The organism is Nosocomiicoccus sp. HMSC059G07 (assembly GCF_001815515.1).
Classification (GTDB): Bacteria; Bacillota; Bacilli; order Staphylococcales; family Salinicoccaceae; genus Nosocomiicoccus; species Nosocomiicoccus ampullae_A.
In genome coordinates this window covers 182,322-200,245 of the sequence record NZ_KV820808.1, presented here as the reverse complement: position 1 = coordinate 200,245, position 17,924 = coordinate 182,322, and the positions used below count along the sequence as shown (strand labels likewise).

The 17,924-nt window shown below is 33.4% G+C and carries 17 protein-coding genes and 1 other RNA gene; 16 read left to right on the top strand and 2 right to left on the bottom strand.

The genetic code is table 11. From position 1 onward, the window contains the following. From HMPREF3029_RS04015 to nth, 4 genes are all read left to right on the top strand, one after another. Nucleotides 1–2,499 (top strand): exonuclease domain-containing protein, encoded by a 2,499-nt coding sequence (locus HMPREF3029_RS04015; RefSeq protein ID WP_070709947.1) that lies wholly within the window; start codon nucleotides 1–3, stop codon nucleotides 2,497–2,499. 32 nt (nucleotides 2,500–2,531) lie between these two features. Further along, the gene (locus HMPREF3029_RS04010) at nucleotides 2,532–3,716 is read left to right on the top strand and encodes a pyridoxal phosphate-dependent aminotransferase (RefSeq protein WP_144265401.1); all 1,185 of its coding nucleotides are present in this window, start codon (nucleotides 2,532–2,534) and stop codon (nucleotides 3,714–3,716) included. A gap of 62 nt (nucleotides 3,717–3,778) precedes the next feature. Beyond that, a complete protein-coding gene (locus tag HMPREF3029_RS04005; RefSeq protein ID WP_070709946.1) occupies nucleotides 3,779–4,378 on the top strand; it encodes a DnaD domain-containing protein in 600 nt (199 codons plus the stop codon). Nucleotides 4,379–4,380: 2 nt separating this feature from the next. Further along, complete coding sequence (gene nth / locus HMPREF3029_RS04000) at nucleotides 4,381–5,046, top strand: endonuclease III (RefSeq protein ID WP_070709945.1); 666 nt, start codon at nucleotides 4,381–4,383, stop codon at nucleotides 5,044–5,046. Nucleotides 5,047–5,083: 37 nt separating this feature from the next. Here nth and HMPREF3029_RS03995 read toward each other — a convergent pair whose 3' ends face one another. Next, the gene (locus HMPREF3029_RS03995; protein WP_070709944.1) at nucleotides 5,084–7,330 is read right to left on the bottom strand and encodes a transglycosylase domain-containing protein; all 2,247 of its coding nucleotides are present in this window, start codon (nucleotides 7,328–7,330) and stop codon (nucleotides 5,084–5,086) included. A gap of 4 nt (nucleotides 7,331–7,334) precedes the next feature. Further along, on the bottom strand, nucleotides 7,335–7,934 hold the full coding sequence (recU, locus tag HMPREF3029_RS03990; protein ID WP_068128459.1) for a Holliday junction resolvase RecU: 600 nt from the start codon (nucleotides 7,932–7,934) through the stop codon (nucleotides 7,335–7,337). 90 nt (nucleotides 7,935–8,024) lie between these two features. Here recU and HMPREF3029_RS03985 point away from each other — a divergent pair, with 90 nt between their 5' ends. The 12 genes from HMPREF3029_RS03985 (at nucleotide 8,025) to HMPREF3029_RS03935 (ending at nucleotide 17,855) form a co-directional block, all read left to right on the top strand. Next, on the top strand, nucleotides 8,025–8,351 hold the full coding sequence (locus HMPREF3029_RS03985) for a hypothetical protein (protein WP_068128461.1): 327 nt from the start codon (nucleotides 8,025–8,027) through the stop codon (nucleotides 8,349–8,351). Further along, entirely contained in the window at nucleotides 8,348–8,887 is a 540-nt protein-coding gene (locus HMPREF3029_RS09560) for an SLOG family protein (protein WP_070709943.1), read from the top strand. The genes HMPREF3029_RS03985 and HMPREF3029_RS09560 overlap by 4 nt, the downstream gene beginning before the upstream one ends. Nucleotides 8,888–8,899: 12 nt before the next feature. After that, nucleotides 8,900–9,220 carry a cell division regulator GpsB gene (gpsB, locus tag HMPREF3029_RS09555; protein ID WP_040928122.1) on the top strand — a complete coding sequence of 107 codons (321 nt, stop codon included), beginning with the start codon at nucleotides 8,900–8,902 and terminating at the stop codon, nucleotides 9,218–9,220. A gap of 7 nt (nucleotides 9,221–9,227) precedes the next feature. Further along, nucleotides 9,228–9,601, top strand: an RNA gene (rnpB, locus tag HMPREF3029_RS03970) — RNase P RNA component class B. 85 nt (nucleotides 9,602–9,686) lie between these two features. Beyond that, entirely contained in the window at nucleotides 9,687–10,808 is a 1,122-nt protein-coding gene (locus HMPREF3029_RS03965; protein ID WP_070709942.1) for a THUMP domain-containing class I SAM-dependent RNA methyltransferase, read from the top strand. Beyond that, on the top strand, nucleotides 10,808–14,164 hold the full coding sequence (locus HMPREF3029_RS03960; RefSeq protein WP_070709941.1) for a dynamin family protein: 3,357 nt from the start codon (nucleotides 10,808–10,810) through the stop codon (nucleotides 14,162–14,164). Before HMPREF3029_RS03965 ends, HMPREF3029_RS03960 begins: the two co-directional genes overlap by 1 nt. After that, the gene (locus HMPREF3029_RS03955; protein WP_068130105.1) at nucleotides 14,151–14,999 is read left to right on the top strand and encodes a sulfurtransferase; all 849 of its coding nucleotides are present in this window, start codon (nucleotides 14,151–14,153) and stop codon (nucleotides 14,997–14,999) included. The genes HMPREF3029_RS03960 and HMPREF3029_RS03955 overlap by 14 nt, the downstream gene beginning before the upstream one ends. Further along, nucleotides 14,989–15,861 carry a 5'-3' exonuclease gene (locus HMPREF3029_RS03950; protein ID WP_070709940.1) on the top strand — a complete coding sequence of 291 codons (873 nt, stop codon included), beginning with the start codon at nucleotides 14,989–14,991 and terminating at the stop codon, nucleotides 15,859–15,861. The genes HMPREF3029_RS03955 and HMPREF3029_RS03950 overlap by 11 nt, the downstream gene beginning before the upstream one ends. Continuing rightward, entirely contained in the window at nucleotides 15,861–16,253 is a 393-nt protein-coding gene (locus HMPREF3029_RS03945) for a ribonuclease HI family protein (protein ID WP_070456557.1), read from the top strand. The genes HMPREF3029_RS03950 and HMPREF3029_RS03945 overlap by 1 nt, the downstream gene beginning before the upstream one ends. 62 nt (nucleotides 16,254–16,315) lie before the next feature. After that, nucleotides 16,316–16,585 (top strand): NifU N-terminal domain-containing protein, encoded by a 270-nt coding sequence (locus tag HMPREF3029_RS09630; RefSeq protein ID WP_246827345.1) that lies wholly within the window; start codon nucleotides 16,316–16,318, stop codon nucleotides 16,583–16,585. A gap of 35 nt (nucleotides 16,586–16,620) precedes the next feature. After that, nucleotides 16,621–17,418 carry a virulence factor gene (locus tag HMPREF3029_RS03940; RefSeq protein ID WP_246830699.1) on the top strand — a complete coding sequence of 266 codons (798 nt, stop codon included), beginning with the start codon at nucleotides 16,621–16,623 and terminating at the stop codon, nucleotides 17,416–17,418. Further along, nucleotides 17,418–17,855 (top strand): BrxA/BrxB family bacilliredoxin, encoded by a 438-nt coding sequence (locus tag HMPREF3029_RS03935; RefSeq protein WP_068130097.1) that lies wholly within the window; start codon nucleotides 17,418–17,420, stop codon nucleotides 17,853–17,855. The genes HMPREF3029_RS03940 and HMPREF3029_RS03935 overlap by 1 nt, the downstream gene beginning before the upstream one ends. Nucleotides 17,856–17,924 lie beyond the last annotated feature (69 nt).

The window sequence follows — 17,924 nt, the reverse complement described above, 5'->3', positions numbered from 1 at the left end:
ATGTTAGACAGTTGTTTTGCTGTTGTGGATTTAGAAACAACAGGTAATGATCCATTAAAAGATCATATCATCGAGTTAAGCATTGTATTTGTAAAAAATAACGAAGTAATCAATTCATATAGTACTTTATTGTCGGATGCTTCTGATATACCAGCTTTTGTAACAGAATTAACTTCTATTACATTAGAGGATATTAAAGGAGCACCGAAGTTTAACGATATTTCAAATGAAGTATACGAATTACTAGAAAACTGTTGTTTCATCGCACATAATATTGAATTCGATCTTAATTTTTTAAAAGTCGCATTCCAAAATACAGGTATTCATTTTCAACCACACTTAACACTCGATACAGTCGATTTATCTAAAATATTTTTCCCTACACTCAATTCTTATCAACTTGGTATGTTGTCTGAGACTCTTAATTTATCTTTAAAACATGCACATCGTGCCTATGATGATGCACTTGCAACAGCAAAACTATTTATTAAAATTTTAGAGCGAATTAATCAACTCGACAAAGAGACGATAATACGTCTATATAACATTTCAAAATATCTCGAAACAAATGTCAGTGATCTTTTATTTGCTTCTCTAAGTGAAAATAATCATAGAGACGCGGATTATACAGTGCAGTCACTATCTATACAACATCCAAAATTTAACTTTGAATCAAATCACAAAATTACAATAGAGGACTTGTATAAAAATTTTATAGATCAAAATAACTTTAAGCATCGCCAAGATCAACTCGATTTAATATATACGATTTATAGTGCACTAAAAGAAAATAAAAATATTGCTCTAGAAGCTTATACGGGACTAGGTAAAACAGAAGCAATACTAATCGCGAGTATCGTATATACAAATGAGACAAATCAGCATGTATTGATTTCTACAAGTAAGAAGATTTTACAAGATCAAATGTATTATCAAAGTTTAATTCGTCTTCTGGAGTCGTCTAAATTAAATGAATTACCAGTATCTATGTTAAAAGGAAAAACAAATTACGTCGACATAGATACCATTTTAAAGCTCTTAAGTTTTAAAGATGATAACTATGAAATTGTCATGTTAAAAATGAAATTGCTCGTTTGGTTAACAGAGACGATGACCGGTGATTTAGGTGAGATTTCATTAAAAGGACCAGAACGACTTTACTATGACACTGCACATTTTCAAATCAATTCTAATGACAATTATTTTTATAATAGAGCAGTGGAACATGCAAAAAATAGCCGTATTTGCATTACAAATCATTACTTTATTGAAGAGTGCTTATCAGAACTCGATAATAAGTATTTAATTGTCGATGAAGCACACCAAGTGTTAAATACTGTAGAGCGTCAGTCTATCACAGAATATAAATATATGGACCTTAAATTTTTACTATCTCAAATCGGTATAAACAATAAAGATAAAATGTTAAAAGAATATCTTGAACATAATGATATTCGAGCAAAAGACTTTCTTGTACGTATGCTTACAGATTTAAATAAAACAATCGATGATGTATTTTCATCATTACGTATCGAGGAAATAAAACGAGCAATTCAACAATTAAATCACTCAAATTACTTAATCGATTTCGTTCTAAAATCGATTGTCGACACGAACAATTATGAATCTCTTTATAATTATTTAAAGCATTTCCAGTTTAAATTAAAAGATATGCAAAAGAGTTTAACGTTAGATAATTATACTATCCATCAAGACAATAATTATCAAAAAACAGCGTTACTCGTTAACAATAATAGTAAAGACCGTCTATTTCATCATTTAAAAGGGCTACACGGACAAGTTTTAATTTCTGGTACATTAGAAGTTAATGGATCATTTAACCATCTAGAACCGTGGTTTTTAGATGAATTTGATACAAAAATAATTGCTAATGATAATTTGTTTAAAGAAGTAGAACTATTTATACCGAACGATATTCACGACCTAAATGATAGAGATTCATATATTGAAGATTTAGTCGATTATTTATCGACTTATCATTCAATTAAAGAAGATAAAGTAATCGTTTTATTTACGAATTATAAATTGCTAAACGAAGTCTATCAATTTTTACTAGACGGTGAACTGTTTGATATTCCTATTATCAAACAAAATAAAAACGATACACCTAGTAAATTATTACTTCAGTATAATCAACTTCAAAATTGTATATTACTCGCAACTGAAAGTTTTACTGAAGGAATTAATTTGGAAAATCTAAACGATCGTACAATCTTTTTAACTAAGTTACCTTTCCCAGTACCAACAGGTAAAGGTTTTAGACATTTTTATAAACACGACCTGCCTGATGCAGTATTTATGTTTAGACAAATTGTTGGGCGCATTAAAAGAGATGATTCTGACCGTGGCCGTGTTGTGCTATTTGATGAGCGATTGCTCGAGAAACCGTATCGTAATGCATTTTTAAAGTACTTTAATGAGAAAAGTCTTATACACGGTGATAGGACCGCTTTCATTGAGATGTTATCTAGATTATAATTATATTAATATGATTTTTAGGAGGAAACAAAGTGCAAATTTCAAATAGAATGGACCTCTTACAGCCAAGTCCGACAATAGCGATAACAAATTTAGGACGTCGCCTAAAAGAAGAAGGAAATGACGTCATCAGTTTATCTGCCGGGGAACCAGATTTTAACACTCCAAAAAAAGTAATAGAAGCAGCACATGAAGCAGCGTTAAATGGGCAAACAAAATACTCTGCAACACCTGGTATTTTGCCACTACGTGAAGCAATAAAAGACAAAATGAAACGTGATAATAACTTGGATTACTCAGTCGATGAAATTTTTGTCGGTGCAGGTGCAAAGCAAGTATTATTTAATATATTCTTTGCGATTTTAAACCCGGGAGATGAGGTAATTATTCCTTCTCCGTACTGGGTATCTTATGGTGATCAAGTAAAATTTGCAGAAGGTGTACCGGTAATTGCTGAAACGACAAGTGAAACAGACTATAAACTTACACCTGAAATATTAGATCAGTACGTGACAGATAAAACAAAAGCTCTCGTATTAAATTCACCGAACAATCCTACTGGTGCAGTTTACAGTAAAGAAGAGCTTCAAAGACTTGCAGATTACTTAGATGAAACAGATATTATTATCGTTTCAGATGAAATCTACGAAGTGCTCGTTTATGAAGGCGCGCATTACTCAATCGCTCAAATGAGTGAAAAGATGAAACAAAATACAATTGTCGTTAATGGTGTTAGTAAATCATATGCAATGACGGGATGGAGAATCGGCTTTGCTTGTGGTGACAAAGAATTAATCAAAGCGATGTCTAAACTTCAAAGTCAATCTGTCTCAAACGTTACAACACCTGCGCAGTACGCAGCATTAAAAGCTTATGAGTTAGATAATTCATACTTAAAAGAATATAATGAAACATTTAAGAAAAGAAGAGATCACGCATATAGTCAACTTCAAAAGCTTCCGTATATAAAATGTGCAAAACCAAATGGAGCGTTTTACTTATTCCCTGATGTGAGTGAACTCGTTGAAAAATGTAATTTTGAAAGTGTTGATCAGTTCACTGAACAGCTACTGAAAGAACAGTACGTAGCACTCGTACCAGGATCTGCATTTGGTATACCCTCAAACTTACGTTTCAGTTATGCATTAAGTGAAGAAAAGTTTTCTGAAGCGATAGAACGTATTCAAACTTTTGTTAACAAATATTTAAACAAATAATCGATCTAAAGAGATATTAGTTGCTAATATCTCTTTATTGTTAGCGACTAGGAGAGAGTAGGATGGATGAATATATTAAATATATAAATATTCCTGTCAATAAAATTTTAATCGATCACTATGCAACTATTGGGCTCGATGAAAAGATGACGATGCTTTTAATCCGTCTAATGAGTTATAGTAATGACGGTCTAACAGAAGTTACATTTGATGATATTATTGACGGTTCAACTTTTACTCGTGAAGAACTATCAAAGTTAATACAACATTTAATTGCTAATCAATTTATTGGAATTAATAATAAAGTGGTTAGTGGAAAACACGTAGAAAGTTACGATTTTAATCCGCTGTATAAAAAACTTGAAAATATCATAACAAATAAAGCTATCCATACTTATACAAAAAATGATGTGAGTGATCTATTTCAATATATTGAAAAGCTATATGGACGAACGCTCGGACCGAGTGAGTATGAACGTATGACGGCGTGGTTAAGAGATGATGGATATTCTGTAGATCAAATCAAGGAAGGCGTTGATATTGCCTATAAAAATGATATTACATCATTAAGTTATGTCGAAAAAATATTGAATAGTATAAAAAAAGAATCAAACAATGAACCGGTTATTCCGTTTAAAAATTGGTTAAAAGGAGATATTTAGTCGTGCTGAGTAAAGTAAAGACGATGGAAGCACTCGATATTATCCATGAGATGTTTCCAGATGCGGAAGCAGAGCTAAATTATACAAATGATTTTGAACTGACAATTGCAGTATTATTATCTGCTCAAGCAACAGACGTATCTGTAAATAAAGTGACAGATACGTTATTTCAAAAATATAAGACACCTGAAGACTATTTAAGCGTTCCACTAGAAGAACTAGAGAACGATATCAAATCAATTGGACTATACCGTACGAAAGCAAAAAACATACAAAAGTTATGTAGAGATTTAATAGATAAATTTAATGGAGAAGTACCGACGACTTACGAAGAACTCATAACACTCGCAGGAGTCGGTCGAAAGACAGCTAACGTCGTATTAAGTGTCGCGTTTGACACTCCAAGAATCGCTGTCGATACACACGTTGAACGCGTTTCAAAACGACTAGGAATCGCACGTTGGAAAGATAATGTAAACCAAGTCGAAGAAACATTGATGAGAAAAATCCCAGAAAATAGATGGAGTAAAGCGCACCATCAACTTATCTTCTTTGGACGTTATCATTGTATAGCGAGAAATCCTAAATGTTTTGAATGTCCACTTTTATACATGTGCCGAGAAGGACAAAAAAGAGAGAGAAAATTATTAAAACAAAAAGCAAAGTAATTTAGAAATTACTTTGCTCTTTTATTTGTATTAAATTTTACTCACCGCTATCGGTGTCTGGGTTTGTAGTATCTGAATTATCCGTACTGCCATCATCACCATTTTCTGGTGTCTCTACAGGCTTTTCTGGCTCAGTTTCATCGATAACTTCTTCATCAGTATTATCCTCTTCAACCTCAGTTTCTTCCGCAGGTGCTTCGTAATAGTATCGTCTAATTCGATTTGGATTAAATTGGAAAGAACTATTTACTACACCTAATTCTTGACCACCCACAAAAGTCACACTTTCTGGCATCGTGAAGTCTTGACCGTTATACGTGCTAATTTGTGTCATAATATTTTGGAAGAACCACTGTGGTGTGATATGTTCTTGTGTTCCGACAAATGACGTCGCACCGTCTTTTTTAGTACTTGTAAATCCTGTCCACACACTCATCGTATATTCCGGAGTATATCCGACAATCCACGCATCTTTTGCAGCGTTTGAAGGTAAATTATATTCGGTTAATAAACTATCTGAATAAGATGTTGTTCCTGTTTTACCCGCGATATTTAAACCATTCATATTAATATAATCGGCACTTCCATATGGCTGAAACGTACCTTTTAACATATCAGTGATCATATACGCAGTAGAGTCTTTCATTGCTTCGTGGCTTTCATACTCCATATCAACTTGCTCGTTTTCAGAATTTATAATATAACGAACAGCTCCCGCTTCATTGAACGTTCCACCGTTACCAAAGGCCGCGTATGCTTGTGCCATTTGAAGTGGACTAAATCTAGATTCGTTACCTCCGAGAACATCGTTAAATGATAACGTATAATTACCATCAGATTTTTTTGAATAATCTAACCCTAAATCTTTTGCGAACTGTTCAGGTACATTATCTCCTGATTCTTCACGCACTTCTTCAAAAAGCTTAACTGCTGGGATGTTGTAACTTTTACGTAATGCGTCACGCATTGTTACAGTTCCATGGCTTTGGTTATCATAGTTATAAATTTTACCTTCAAAATGTTTTGGGCTATATTCGTATTCATCTTGAATCGTATAGTTCGTCGGCACTTCCATATTTTCAATTGCTGGTGCATATGAAAGAATCGGTTTCATTGTAGAACCTGTATTATGCTGAGTGATTGCTAAGTTTTCTTTAACGACTTCCTGATAATCTCGACCACCACTAATCGCAATTAATGCACCTGACTGTGTATCTATAATTGAAGATGCGATATTAAAATCATCGCTTTTAAATTTATCACCATAGAAAAAGTCTTTATCGTTTACAGTGTTTTGTAACGTACGCTGAATATTTGCATCCATATTTGTGTAAATATCTATACCAGACGAGAGTAGCTCTGAAATATCTATATTTTTAAACTCATCTGATTGTTCAAGTTGTTGCTTGACCACGTTTATATATGATGCATATTGTGGGTCTTTCGGTTCAGTTGAAGAACGTTCTTCATCAGATCTTGCAACTAAATTTGTTGTTAAGTCAGTATTTACTCCTTCGTTATACTCATCTTCAGTAATACGTCCGTGGTGTAACATAAGCGCGAGTACTTGGTTCGCACGTTTATTACCCGCTTCAGCGTCTACATATAAGTTATAAACGTTTGGTAAGTTTGGTAATCCAGCTAAATAAGCCGCTTCTTTTAAGTTTAAGTCATCGAGTTCTTTATCGAAATAATATAAACTTGCTGTTCTTACACCGTAAATACCATCTGAATAATATATTTTATTTAAATACATTTCTAAAATATCGTCTTTCGCATATTCTTGCTCGAGTCGGTACGATAAATATGCTTCTTGAGCTTTACGTTTAATCGTTTTTTCTTCAGTTAAAAACGCACGTTTTACAACTTGTTGAGTAATCGTCGACGCACCTTGAGAACCAAATCCACCTGTTATGTTACTAATAACAGCACCGCCAAGACGTTTGAAGTCAATCGCTCCATGTTCATAGAATCTATTATCCTCAACCGCAAGGACTGCATCCGTAACAAGTTCTGGTGTATCGGTAATATCGATATATTCACGTTCAATACCTTGATAAATTGTTGTAACGAGTTCATCGTTACGGTCAAATACTCTTGAAGGGATAGGGTCTTTTAGCTTTTCAACACTAAATGCTGGCGCAGTCGATGCAAAATAAGCAAATACGACTATCCCTAAAACAAAGATAGAAACAGCTGCCATCATAAAGATTAGTGCAATTCGTTTCCACAATGTTTTCTTATTCATTTTATTCCTTTTATTTCTAGATAAAGGATCTTTCATTCTGCTACCTCATTCCAAAATATAATTCATCTACCACTTGAAGATAATCAAAACGCGGGTTAAATTTTTCTGTAATAATATGACTGTCACGTTTTACGTCCTCATAACGAATGGATTTTCTACCGTTCTTAAGTTTGTAATTGTCCCAGTGGATTAAAAACTTCTCAATCGGATATAAAAACACTTCGTCGTGTGCATGAAATCTCATAATAATAAAAACAATGCCACCGTGCTCGTGACATTTTCTCATATGTTCAACTTGATGTTCATGGATATTAATAAAAGGGAAGCGAGTTTCGTTTCGTGTTTCTTTTACTTCAAAGTCGATATATTTCCCTCTATAAATACCGTTATAGTCACTTGTAGATGGAGTTTTGTAATATGCTTCTGTAATTTTAGCTTTTTGTCTCGATGGGTAATCGACATTTACAACAGTAATCGGCGTCGGTTTTTTATGAATAATCGCGCGATTCGTATTTAAATAATACTTATTTGTCGTGTCAATATCTTTTTCAAGAGTCATCCCACGATGTCCATATTGTACTTTTTTCTTCCTTGAATTACTAGTAACATTACTTTTTTGAATACCAGCAGGGTATTTCACATTAGATCATTCCTTGGCTATATTCATTCATGTTTAGTTATTATACAATAATATACATACATAAATCTAATGTTTTAAAGGGTGATAACGTTGAATAGACCGTACACTAAAGAGTGTCTTTTAAAATATATTGATGACGTAAAACGTAAATACAGATTCGCACAAGATGGGTATGAGTATCATTTTGATGATGAGATCCAACCATTTCTATTAGAAGCAGATGCCCTTGCATCATTTATAGAGTCATTGCCGACTGATCGATACTTTAACGATTCTACACAGTTAAAACTTTCAAAACAGATTACAGAGCTTGCAATGGCGTGTCATAAAAAAGAGTTAAAACCAAGACTTTATAATGAAAAGATTAAATTTATTAATATGTGGTTTAATTATTTTATAAATAAGGAGATTATATGAGAGTACTTATATTAGGGTATAGAGGTTATGAGCTCGGTATATTTAGTCATACTCAAAAAGAGGTAGAAGTATTAAAAGCTTTTTTAAAGATGAAAATAATCGAATACTTAGAAAATGGGGCAGAGTGGTTTATCTTACAAAACTATCCTGGCATCGATATGTACGCAGGAGAAGTGCTACAAGATTTAAAAGACGACTATTCTTTTCAGTATGCGATTTTAAAACCTTTTTATGAATATGACGAGCGATTTAAAGAAGAAGACAAATTAATTTTACAAGATATAGAATCTCATGCAGCGTTTTCTTCGTATGTATATAAACGCACGTACGAAGGTCCACGTATGTTTAGAGAAATCAATCAGTTTTTAATAGACAATACGACAGATGCATTAATTTTTTATGATGAATCTACGGAATCTAATTTAAAGTACATATATGATGATTTACTTGAAAATAGCAGCAAATCTGATTATAATATTGAAAGAATTCAATTTGATGATTTAAATGATTTTATCACTTATCAATATGACAACTAAGAGGTGAAAAAAATGAGTGAATACTCTCTTAACTTGTCTGCAAAAGATATTTTCGAAAAAGAATTTGAAAAAACACTTCGCGGGTATCAACCAATTGAAGTTGATACATTTTTAGATGATGTCATTGCAGATTATCAGCGTATGGCAGATATGAACAAAAACTTACAAAAACTTGAAGAAGAAAACAAACGTTTAAAAAAAGAAATCGAAGAGTTAAGAATTAGAGTCGCGACGCGTTCACGTAGTGATGTGTCAGACAGTCAAAACCAACATATCGATATTTTAAAACGTCTTTCTAATTTAGAGAAAAAAGTATTTGGACAAAGTAAATAATTCCCGGTGGATCGGATAATCGCTAAGGAAACTTAGAGGAAAGTCCATGCTCACACAGTCTGAGATGATTGTAGTGTTCGTGCTTGACGAAACAATAAGTCAAGGTAGCAAATTTTGCTAACGGCAGTTTAACTTTCTAAGTCGTAAGATATGAAAGAAAACTTGAAAGTGCCACAGTGACGATGTTTTACGGAAACGTAAAAAGTGGAACGGGTAAACCCCTCGAGTGAGCAATCCAAATTTGGTAGGAGCACTTTTTCTCTGGAATTCAACAGAAGAAAGAGATATTACGAAAGTAATATAGACAGATGATTATCACTATTGTGTGAGTGTAATCTAGTGCACGTTAGAACACATTAGTACAGAACATGGCTTATAGAGAAGCCGGGCTAGGTGACTCTCCGTATATGTATATGGAGAGTCTTTTTTTAAATATGTATAAACACAATATAAAGGGATGCGTAATATGAAATTTAAATTTTTAGCGAATACGCCAATGGGACTTGAGCGTGTTGTTGCAAATGAAATCGAGTCACTCGGGCTTGAGACGACTTTAGAAAATGGACGCGTATATTTTTCAGGCGATGAAAAAACAATTGTCGAAACGAACTTAAAATTACGAACAGCAGAACGTATCCGTATTATCATTGGGGATTTTAAAGTCACGACGTTTGATGGTCTCTTTGAAGCTGTCAAAGATTTACCATGGTCAGATATTTTAGGCCCTGATGCGAATTTCCCTGTGACAGGTCGCTCACATAAATCAACGTTATATTCTGTACCTGACGTACAGCGTATTACTAAAAAAGCAATTGTTGAACATTTAAAAGAAGCATTTAAGCTCGATGGTAAATTACCTGAAACAGGTGCGCGTTATAAAGTAGACATTAATATATTAAAAGACAGAGCATTACTCACAATTGATACGTCAGGAGATGCGTTACATAAACGCGGGTATAGAGTTCTTCAAGGTGACGCACCGATTAAAGAAACTCTTGCTGCAGCGATGTTGCAACTCGCTAACTATACTGGTGAAAACCCATTAGTTGATCCATTTTGTGGATCTGGAACAATCGCGATTGAAGCGGCGATGATTGCTAAAAACATTGCACCTGGTTCAAATCGAACATTTGACGCAGAAAAATGGGACATTATCCCTGAAGAATTATGGTCAGAGTTAAGAAATCAATGTGAAAATGACGCTCTTTACGATAAAGATGTCGAAATATATGCGAGTGATATCGACGAACGAATGATTGAAGTATCTAAGCAAAATGCAGATGAAGTCGGACTGTTAGAAGAAATACAGTTTAGTGTTAAAAATGTCCATGATATCGATCATTTAAAAGATCATACGCAAATTGTCACAAACCCTCCTTACGGTGAACGTATCGGAGAGGCTAAAGCAGTCGAAGATATGTACCGCAAAATCGGACAATTAATGGAGCAAAATGATACGTTAAACGTTTATTTAATGACGTCTAATAAAGAATTTGAAATCATTATTGGAAAACGTGCAACACATAGAAGGAAATTATTTAACGGCTATATTGAAACAACTTATTATCAGTACTGGGGTAAAAAGTAATGGTAAACGATGATACTTTAAATATTTTATATAAGATTCGAAAAGAAATTAGTAAATCTAACAACAAACAACTTTTGTCAGAAATCGATTATACGATTAAAAAAGTTTATGATGACTTATTTGTCGTGTCGTTTATCGGACATTTCTCTGCCGGGAAATCGAGTTTAATTAACTATTTATTAGAAGATGAAGTGTTGCCTTCTTCTCCGATTCCTACGACGAGTAAAACAGTGCAAATAGAAATCTGCGATGAGACACGTGCGCGTGTCTATATTGATAAAAATCATTATGTAAAACTTAATGACTTAAGCGAAGTAAAACAAATTAACAAAAAAGACGTTGAGATTGAATACGTTAAAATTATGCATGATAGTAAAAATTACAATGATACGTTCGTGTTTCAAGATACTCCAGGAGTGGATTCAAAAACATCAGCACACGAAGAAAGTACGCATAAATTTTTACTCAACTCAGACTATGTATTTTTTACAGTAGAGTATAACCATGTCGAAAGTGAATCAAATTTATCATTTTTAGAAGAAATCGCATCTTATAATATTCCGTTTTCTTTAATCGTCAACCAAATCGATAAACACGACGATAGTGAATTATCATATGATACGTTCATTAATCGCTTAAAGTCGACATTATCAAACCATCACATTCATCCAGAACATATATTTACTACGTCGATTTACGGCACACCATACCGTCAAAACGATCAATTAGAATCATTTTTAAAAGAATTAGACGATTCAAGAGCGTCGTTTAAAAAGCTGTATCATGAACGAATCATTCAAAATATCGAGCAAAAGCATATCGAATATTTAGATGATCAGTTAAATAGTTTAGACGTAGATTCAGAAATAGATTCAGATCTAAAAACACATATCCATTATTTACTAGAAGAAAAACAAGCACACGATGCGTCACATATTAAAAGTGATATTCATAAATTAACTGAATACGTCGATGCGCATGCGAAAGATATTGTAAGTAATAGTTACTTATTCCCACATGACGTAAAGGATAGTATACGAGAGTTCTTCAAAATCAGTACTGGGGACGTACAAGTAAAAGGCTTATTTGGGAAAAAGAAAAAGTTACAAGCGATGAAAGAAGATCAAGTAAAGATTGTGCATCAACTGATGCAAGACGTTATTGATCGTCAAATTAATACGCAAATCAATGACTTGTTTTTAGAGCTTAAAATCTCTTCAAACGAATACTTTAAATATGAGTATCACGACGCTTTACTTACAGATTATGAAATCGTTGAAAGTAATGAGAAGGTTTTAGATGTCTATTTAGGAGAATTAAAACAAATGATTTCTAAAGAAGTAAGAAATCTCCTTAAAGTATTTATAAAACAATTAGATATTAAAGTTCATGATGTTAAAGCAGATGATACGGTAGACGAAGAATTAAATCGTTACAAAAAAGCACTTCAACTCGCTGAGTTAAAATCTGTATTTTTATCTGGTAGCTACAAACATTTATATACGCATGTCGAAGATGAATTAAAAGCATTAAATGAGAACATTGAATTGTCACTCGATACGATAAAAGATTTAACAGAGAAAAAAGAAGACGTTGTGAGTTATGACTTTAAATCAACAGCATTAGATACAGAAAAATTTTATAGCATTACCGATTTAATCAAAGAGTCAAATAACTATCGACATATTTATAAATTATTAACGAATAAACTTAACCGTTTAAAGCATAACGAAGCGAATATCAGTGTATTCGGTGGATTTAGCGCAGGGAAAAGCACTTTTATCAACGCTTTATTAAAAGAAAAACTTCTTACGACAAGCCCTAATCCAACAACCGCTTCAATTACTGAGATTAGTAACAGCGATAAAAGTTATATTCAATATAAATCTGAGGAATCAATCGTTGAATTGTTAGAATCCGTAACTGGAAAGAGCAATTTATCGTTAGATGACCAGGTCAAACATTTAAATAAAATGGATGTGCCGAAATTATTTGTACCACTTAAAAATGGTGTGAATGAAAATTTAGAGACGTATCGACCACTATTCGGTCAAAAGATCGAAACGACTCGAGAAGACATTGATTATAAAACGAGTGAAGACAGACATGCGATATTTATCGATAAAGCGTTTATTGGCCATCATGCACCGTTATTAAATCAATTTACGATTATCGACTCACCAGGTATTAACTCGATAAACGAACGTCATACACAAGAAACTCACCAAATAATTGCAAATAGTGACTTAATCATTTACGTATCGTATTTCAACCATGTGTTTACACAGTCTGATGCGCAGTTTTTAAAGTATATTCAATCGATTAAAGGAAAAGAGTTTCCGTTATCGGTCGTTATTAACGCTGTTGACTTAGCAAAAAATGATAAAGAAATTGAAGACGTTGAAGCGTATATGCATCAGTCACTAAACCAATTAAAAATTCAACATCAGATTTATGGTGTTTCAAGTAAATCTGCATTAGAACATGAAGATGCATCATTTGAAGCGGTGAAATTAGCATTTTTAAAAGATGCAAAAAATAAATCAAAAGAATTACTTGCACTATCTCTTGATGAAAACATTAAGCAGTTTATCGAATTACTTAAATCAAATATTAAACAATTCAATGAAGGTGAGTCGTATATAAACACTCTTAAAGAAAACCGTCAAAATACGTCTCATTTGTTAAATGACTTTACAGCACATACGGTCAAAAATGAAACAGTGAATGAAATCGAAAATTTATTTGCATTCATACGAAAGCAACTAGAGCTTAAATTGTATGATTATCTATCATCTAATATTTCGATGAACGACGTTTCTAAAAAAATGTTAAGTGCAAATCGTCAGTTAATTAAAAACGATATTGAGCAGTATGTAACGATTGAAAGTAATACAATTATCAACAACGTGTATAGATTTATCGATGATTTAGTAAATCAACATATCAATGATTTTAATGTTAAACTGAGAGCAAGCAACGTTGTAGACACGCTACAATATCCAAAAGTAGAACAGCATCAAGTAAAAGTTTCAGTAAATGACACACAGGTGAACGCGGAATTAAAACGCTTCGAAAAATCTGTTAAAACGCATAAACAACTGAGAGAGCAATTATTAGAAGTGAGTAAAACGATTGTAGATTCTATTCAATTAGACGCACTAAAAGATAACGTCATTCAAAATGCGACGTATTATTTTAATAATATCGATCATAAGTTGTTAGAAGATAAAACTAGAGTATTACAGATGTTAAATACACCAATCGAAGCACCAGATGAAGTAATGTACAAAGAAAGTATCGATTTATTAAACGAAATACATTCAATTGTAGGTGAAGAAAATGACAATCATTAATGAAAAAGAGCTACTAGAATTAGACCCTTCCACATTATTACTTGTCGACACGAGAAACGTTATGGGGAACGAAGAGAAGACAAAAGAATTAGTACTTAATGATCCGGTTGAGAATACGATTCACATTCAAGAGAATCCATTTATCGTTGAAGCGGATGGCCATAACAATGGGAGAAGCCCTATACCAACAGCAGGTGTCGTGAAAGGATTATATGATGCATTAAGTCAACCAGGTAAAGAAATTGTATTGTTTGCGAACGACAACAGTTTCTTTCATACACGTTTATATGTTGTTTTTAAACTATATGGCTATGAAACGACGCTATATATCGGTAGTTTAGGTGTGCTAAAAGAAGTTGCGAAAAAAGTTGAATATAATGACGTAACACTACCAACTGTATTTGAAGATGTTGATCAATTACCTGATGAATCTTTATATGCGACGTTTGAAAATGTTAAAAACAGCATAAAAGATCCGAAGCATTTATTAATAGATGTACGTGAACGTTCGCGTTATCTCGGTGAGGGAGATAACATGGATAGTAAAAGTGGTCATATTCCGACAGCCGTTAACATTCCAAATACGACACTATTTAAAAACGGTACGATGTCGTTAGACGTCTTACATGATGAATTAAAAGACATTAAAAAGTTTGATTCAGTGACTGTCTCTTGTGGGTCAGGAATGAGTGCAACACCGATGTTTACGTTTTTACATGAAAATGGCATTCCCGTAAAATTATATGGTGGTAGTTTTTCTGAGTGGATTCGTGAAGATGAACCGATTGTCACGAAAGAAACGACGCTAAAGGAACGTGTATTAAATATTGAGTAAATTATTAATTGTCGACGGAATGGCTCTGTTATTCCGTCACTTCTTTGCAACAAATTTTAGTAAACAATTTTTTTATAACAGCTTAGATCTACCAACAAATGGTGTACAAGGGACAATTCGTCATATTTATAAAGCAATTGAGATCATTCAACCTGAAAAAGTAATCATTACGTGGGATATGGGGAGTGAGACAGTTCGAACAGAGTGGTATGAAAATTATAAATCTAATCGACCAGCACCACCAGAAGAACTCGTTCCTCAATTTGATTTAGTGAAAGATGTACTTGCCGAGCTTGATTTTTATCAAGTTGGGTTAAAAGGGTATGAAGCAGACGACCTCATCGGAACGATTACAAAACACTATGATGATTCGGTGATTATTTCTGGAGATAAAGACCTTTTACAAGTCATTAATGACGATAACGAGTTATGGCTTACGAAAAAAGGGTATACAGAATATGAAATATACGATCTAAATCGTTTTACTGAGGAATTTTCAATTACACCCGAGCAATTTATCGATGTAAAAGCGTTAATGGGAGATAGCGGTGACGGATACTTTGGAGTCACCGGAATTGGTGAAAAGACCGCGTTAAAACTCATCCAAAAACACCAGTCCTTAGACCATTTACTAGAAAATTTAGACACCTTAACAAAACGTCAAAAAGAAAACATTTTAAAAGACTACGACCATTTAATACTCAGCCGACGACTCGCTGAAATTATTACGGATGTTCCGATAAATGTTAACGATGTGATTCAGTATAGTGATTATACATTTAATCTTGACCGTACGTTACAAGTGCTCGATAAATACGACTTAACAATCGCTAAACGTTACGTAGAAGGGTTAGATTTATAATGGCAACGGTACACATCGATGCAGCAACGCGTCAACATCCGCACATTTCTGTTGGTGCAGTGATCATCAAAGATGAAACTACACACGAATTTACATCAGTGTTTCATCATATAGATAACAATGAAGCAGAGTGGGCGACGTTAATGTTTGCTCTTGAAAAGTGTATTGAATTGAATATTAAACAAGCAATAATTTATACCGATTCACAAATTGTCGTCGATTCAATTGAAAAACGTTTCGCAAAAGATCCGCGCTTTAAACAATATTTAACAACATACGTTAATTACGAGACTAAATTTGATTTATTATTAGTTTCTTTTATCACACGTGAGCACAATAAACACGCAGATCATCTCGCTAAAACAGAGTTATATAAATATTTAAACAAATAAAATTAAAAAATATCTCTCAAAATAGTATAATGACTGTAATACGTAAAATAAGGAGAAAGTATATGAATATTATCAAAATCGAACCAACACCAAACCCAAATACGATGAAAGTTGTTTTAGATGAGCAAAAGCCAGATATGAAATCTTCAACACATAGAGAAGTAAGTCCAGAAAATCCGGACTTCATCAACCGTGTACTTGAAATCGATGAAGTGACTAGCGTATTTTACGCTCTAGATTTCATATCTGTAGATAAAGATCCTCGTGCAGAGTGGGACGTTGTTATTCCTAAAATTGAAGCTCAATTTGAAGGACAAGATACAAAAAAGTAATTGCGCACGTCGACGAACACTTTGGCGAAGTAAAAGTGGAATTACTAACATTTAAAGAAATTCCTTATCAAATTAAACTTAATGATGGCGAAGTGAGAGAAGCGTTAAACAATGACTTTTTAAACGCTGTAGAAGCTGCCACACTCCCTGAAGACAATATTATATTTAGTAGAAAATGGGAGTCTCTCGGATACTATTATGGTGAGCTTAATGACGTTCTAACTGAAGTAAAAGAAGAAATCGGTGCCCTTTATACAAAAGAGCGTTTAACTCATCTTGTAAAGGCTGCTAAAGAAAATAAACAACCAGAACCAAAACGCTATTTTAAAATTGATTTAGATACTTTCAAGCAAGAAAAAGATTGGAAGAAGAGACTCTATTATTTAAATCACTTTGATACACCGAATGAAGGCGATTATGAATTATTAACGTTTGCGTTAAACGATTCAAAAGTACAAATTCGTCGTATGGCAGTTTCACTTCTAGCAATGATTGAAAAAGAGGAAACTTTAAATTATTTAAAGCAGGCGCTTCAAGATAAATCCGTTACTGTTCGTAGAACAGCAGGAGATGCATACAGTGATCTTGGTCTTAAGTCTGGTTTAAAAGATATGTATCCGTTACTTGATGATAAAAGTCCAATCGTTCGTTGGCGTGCAGCGATGTTTGTATATGAAGTCGGTGACGATTCTAGTCTTCCATTTTTATATCAATATAGAGATGATTCGTCATACGAATGTAAATTGCAAAAAGAACTTGCGATTTCAAGAATTGAAGAAGGCGAAAGAGCACTTGGAAGTGTCTGGAAACAAATGGAAAAGAGGAATCAATAATGAATCCATATGAAGCATATATGAATGAACTTGTTGATGCTTATAGAAAAGACCTAACAAAATACAATTTTGAAGAATTCACAACTAAAGAAGCGGTCAAAGACTTTATGGACAATGTAAATGACGATGAAACGACTTTCGTTGTTATCAATAGTATGTGTGGATGTGCAGCAGGACTGGCACGACCAGCAGCACGTACAGTCGCATTACAAAACCCAAATACACCAGATCATTTAGTGACTGTTTTTGCGGGACAAGATAAAGAAGCGACAGAAGAAATGAGAACGTATATTGGTCAGGAACCTTCGAGCCCATCAATGGCATTATTTAAAGGTAAAGAGTTAAAATACTTCTTACCGAGAATGTTTATTGAGGGCAGAGAAATTGAAGATATTATGATGGATTTAAAAGACGTCTTTGACGAGTATTGTCAATAAAAAAAGGAAAGCACTGATTATGCTTTCCTTTTTAGTCTATTAATTAGTATTATTCAAAAATACACATCG

What these genes read in the sequence shown, in the direction of transcription:
- HMPREF3029_RS04015 (WP_070709947.1), top strand. Translation starts at nt 1, where the DNA reads ATGTTAGACAGTTGTTTTGCTGTTGTGGATTTAGAAACAACAGGTAAT.
- HMPREF3029_RS04005 (WP_070709946.1), top strand. Translation starts at nt 3,779, where the DNA reads ATGGATGAATATATTAAATATATAAATATTCCTGTCAATAAAATTTTA.
- HMPREF3029_RS03995 (WP_070709944.1), bottom strand. Translation starts at nt 7,330, where the DNA reads ATGAAAGATCCTTTATCTAGAAATAAAAGGAATAAAATGAATAAGAAA.
- HMPREF3029_RS09560 (WP_070709943.1), top strand. Translation starts at nt 8,348, where the DNA reads ATGAGAGTACTTATATTAGGGTATAGAGGTTATGAGCTCGGTATATTT.
- gpsB (WP_040928122.1), top strand. Translation starts at nt 8,900, where the DNA reads ATGAGTGAATACTCTCTTAACTTGTCTGCAAAAGATATTTTCGAAAAA.
- HMPREF3029_RS03965 (WP_070709942.1), top strand. Translation starts at nt 9,687, where the DNA reads ATGAAATTTAAATTTTTAGCGAATACGCCAATGGGACTTGAGCGTGTT.
- HMPREF3029_RS03960 (WP_070709941.1), top strand. Translation starts at nt 10,808, where the DNA reads ATGGTAAACGATGATACTTTAAATATTTTATATAAGATTCGAAAAGAA.
- HMPREF3029_RS03955 (WP_068130105.1), top strand. Translation starts at nt 14,151, where the DNA reads ATGACAATCATTAATGAAAAAGAGCTACTAGAATTAGACCCTTCCACA.
- HMPREF3029_RS03945 (WP_070456557.1), top strand. Translation starts at nt 15,861, where the DNA reads ATGGCAACGGTACACATCGATGCAGCAACGCGTCAACATCCGCACATT.
- HMPREF3029_RS09630 (WP_246827345.1), top strand. Translation starts at nt 16,316, where the DNA reads ATGAATATTATCAAAATCGAACCAACACCAAACCCAAATACGATGAAA.
- HMPREF3029_RS03935 (WP_068130097.1), top strand. Translation starts at nt 17,418, where the DNA reads ATGAATCCATATGAAGCATATATGAATGAACTTGTTGATGCTTATAGA.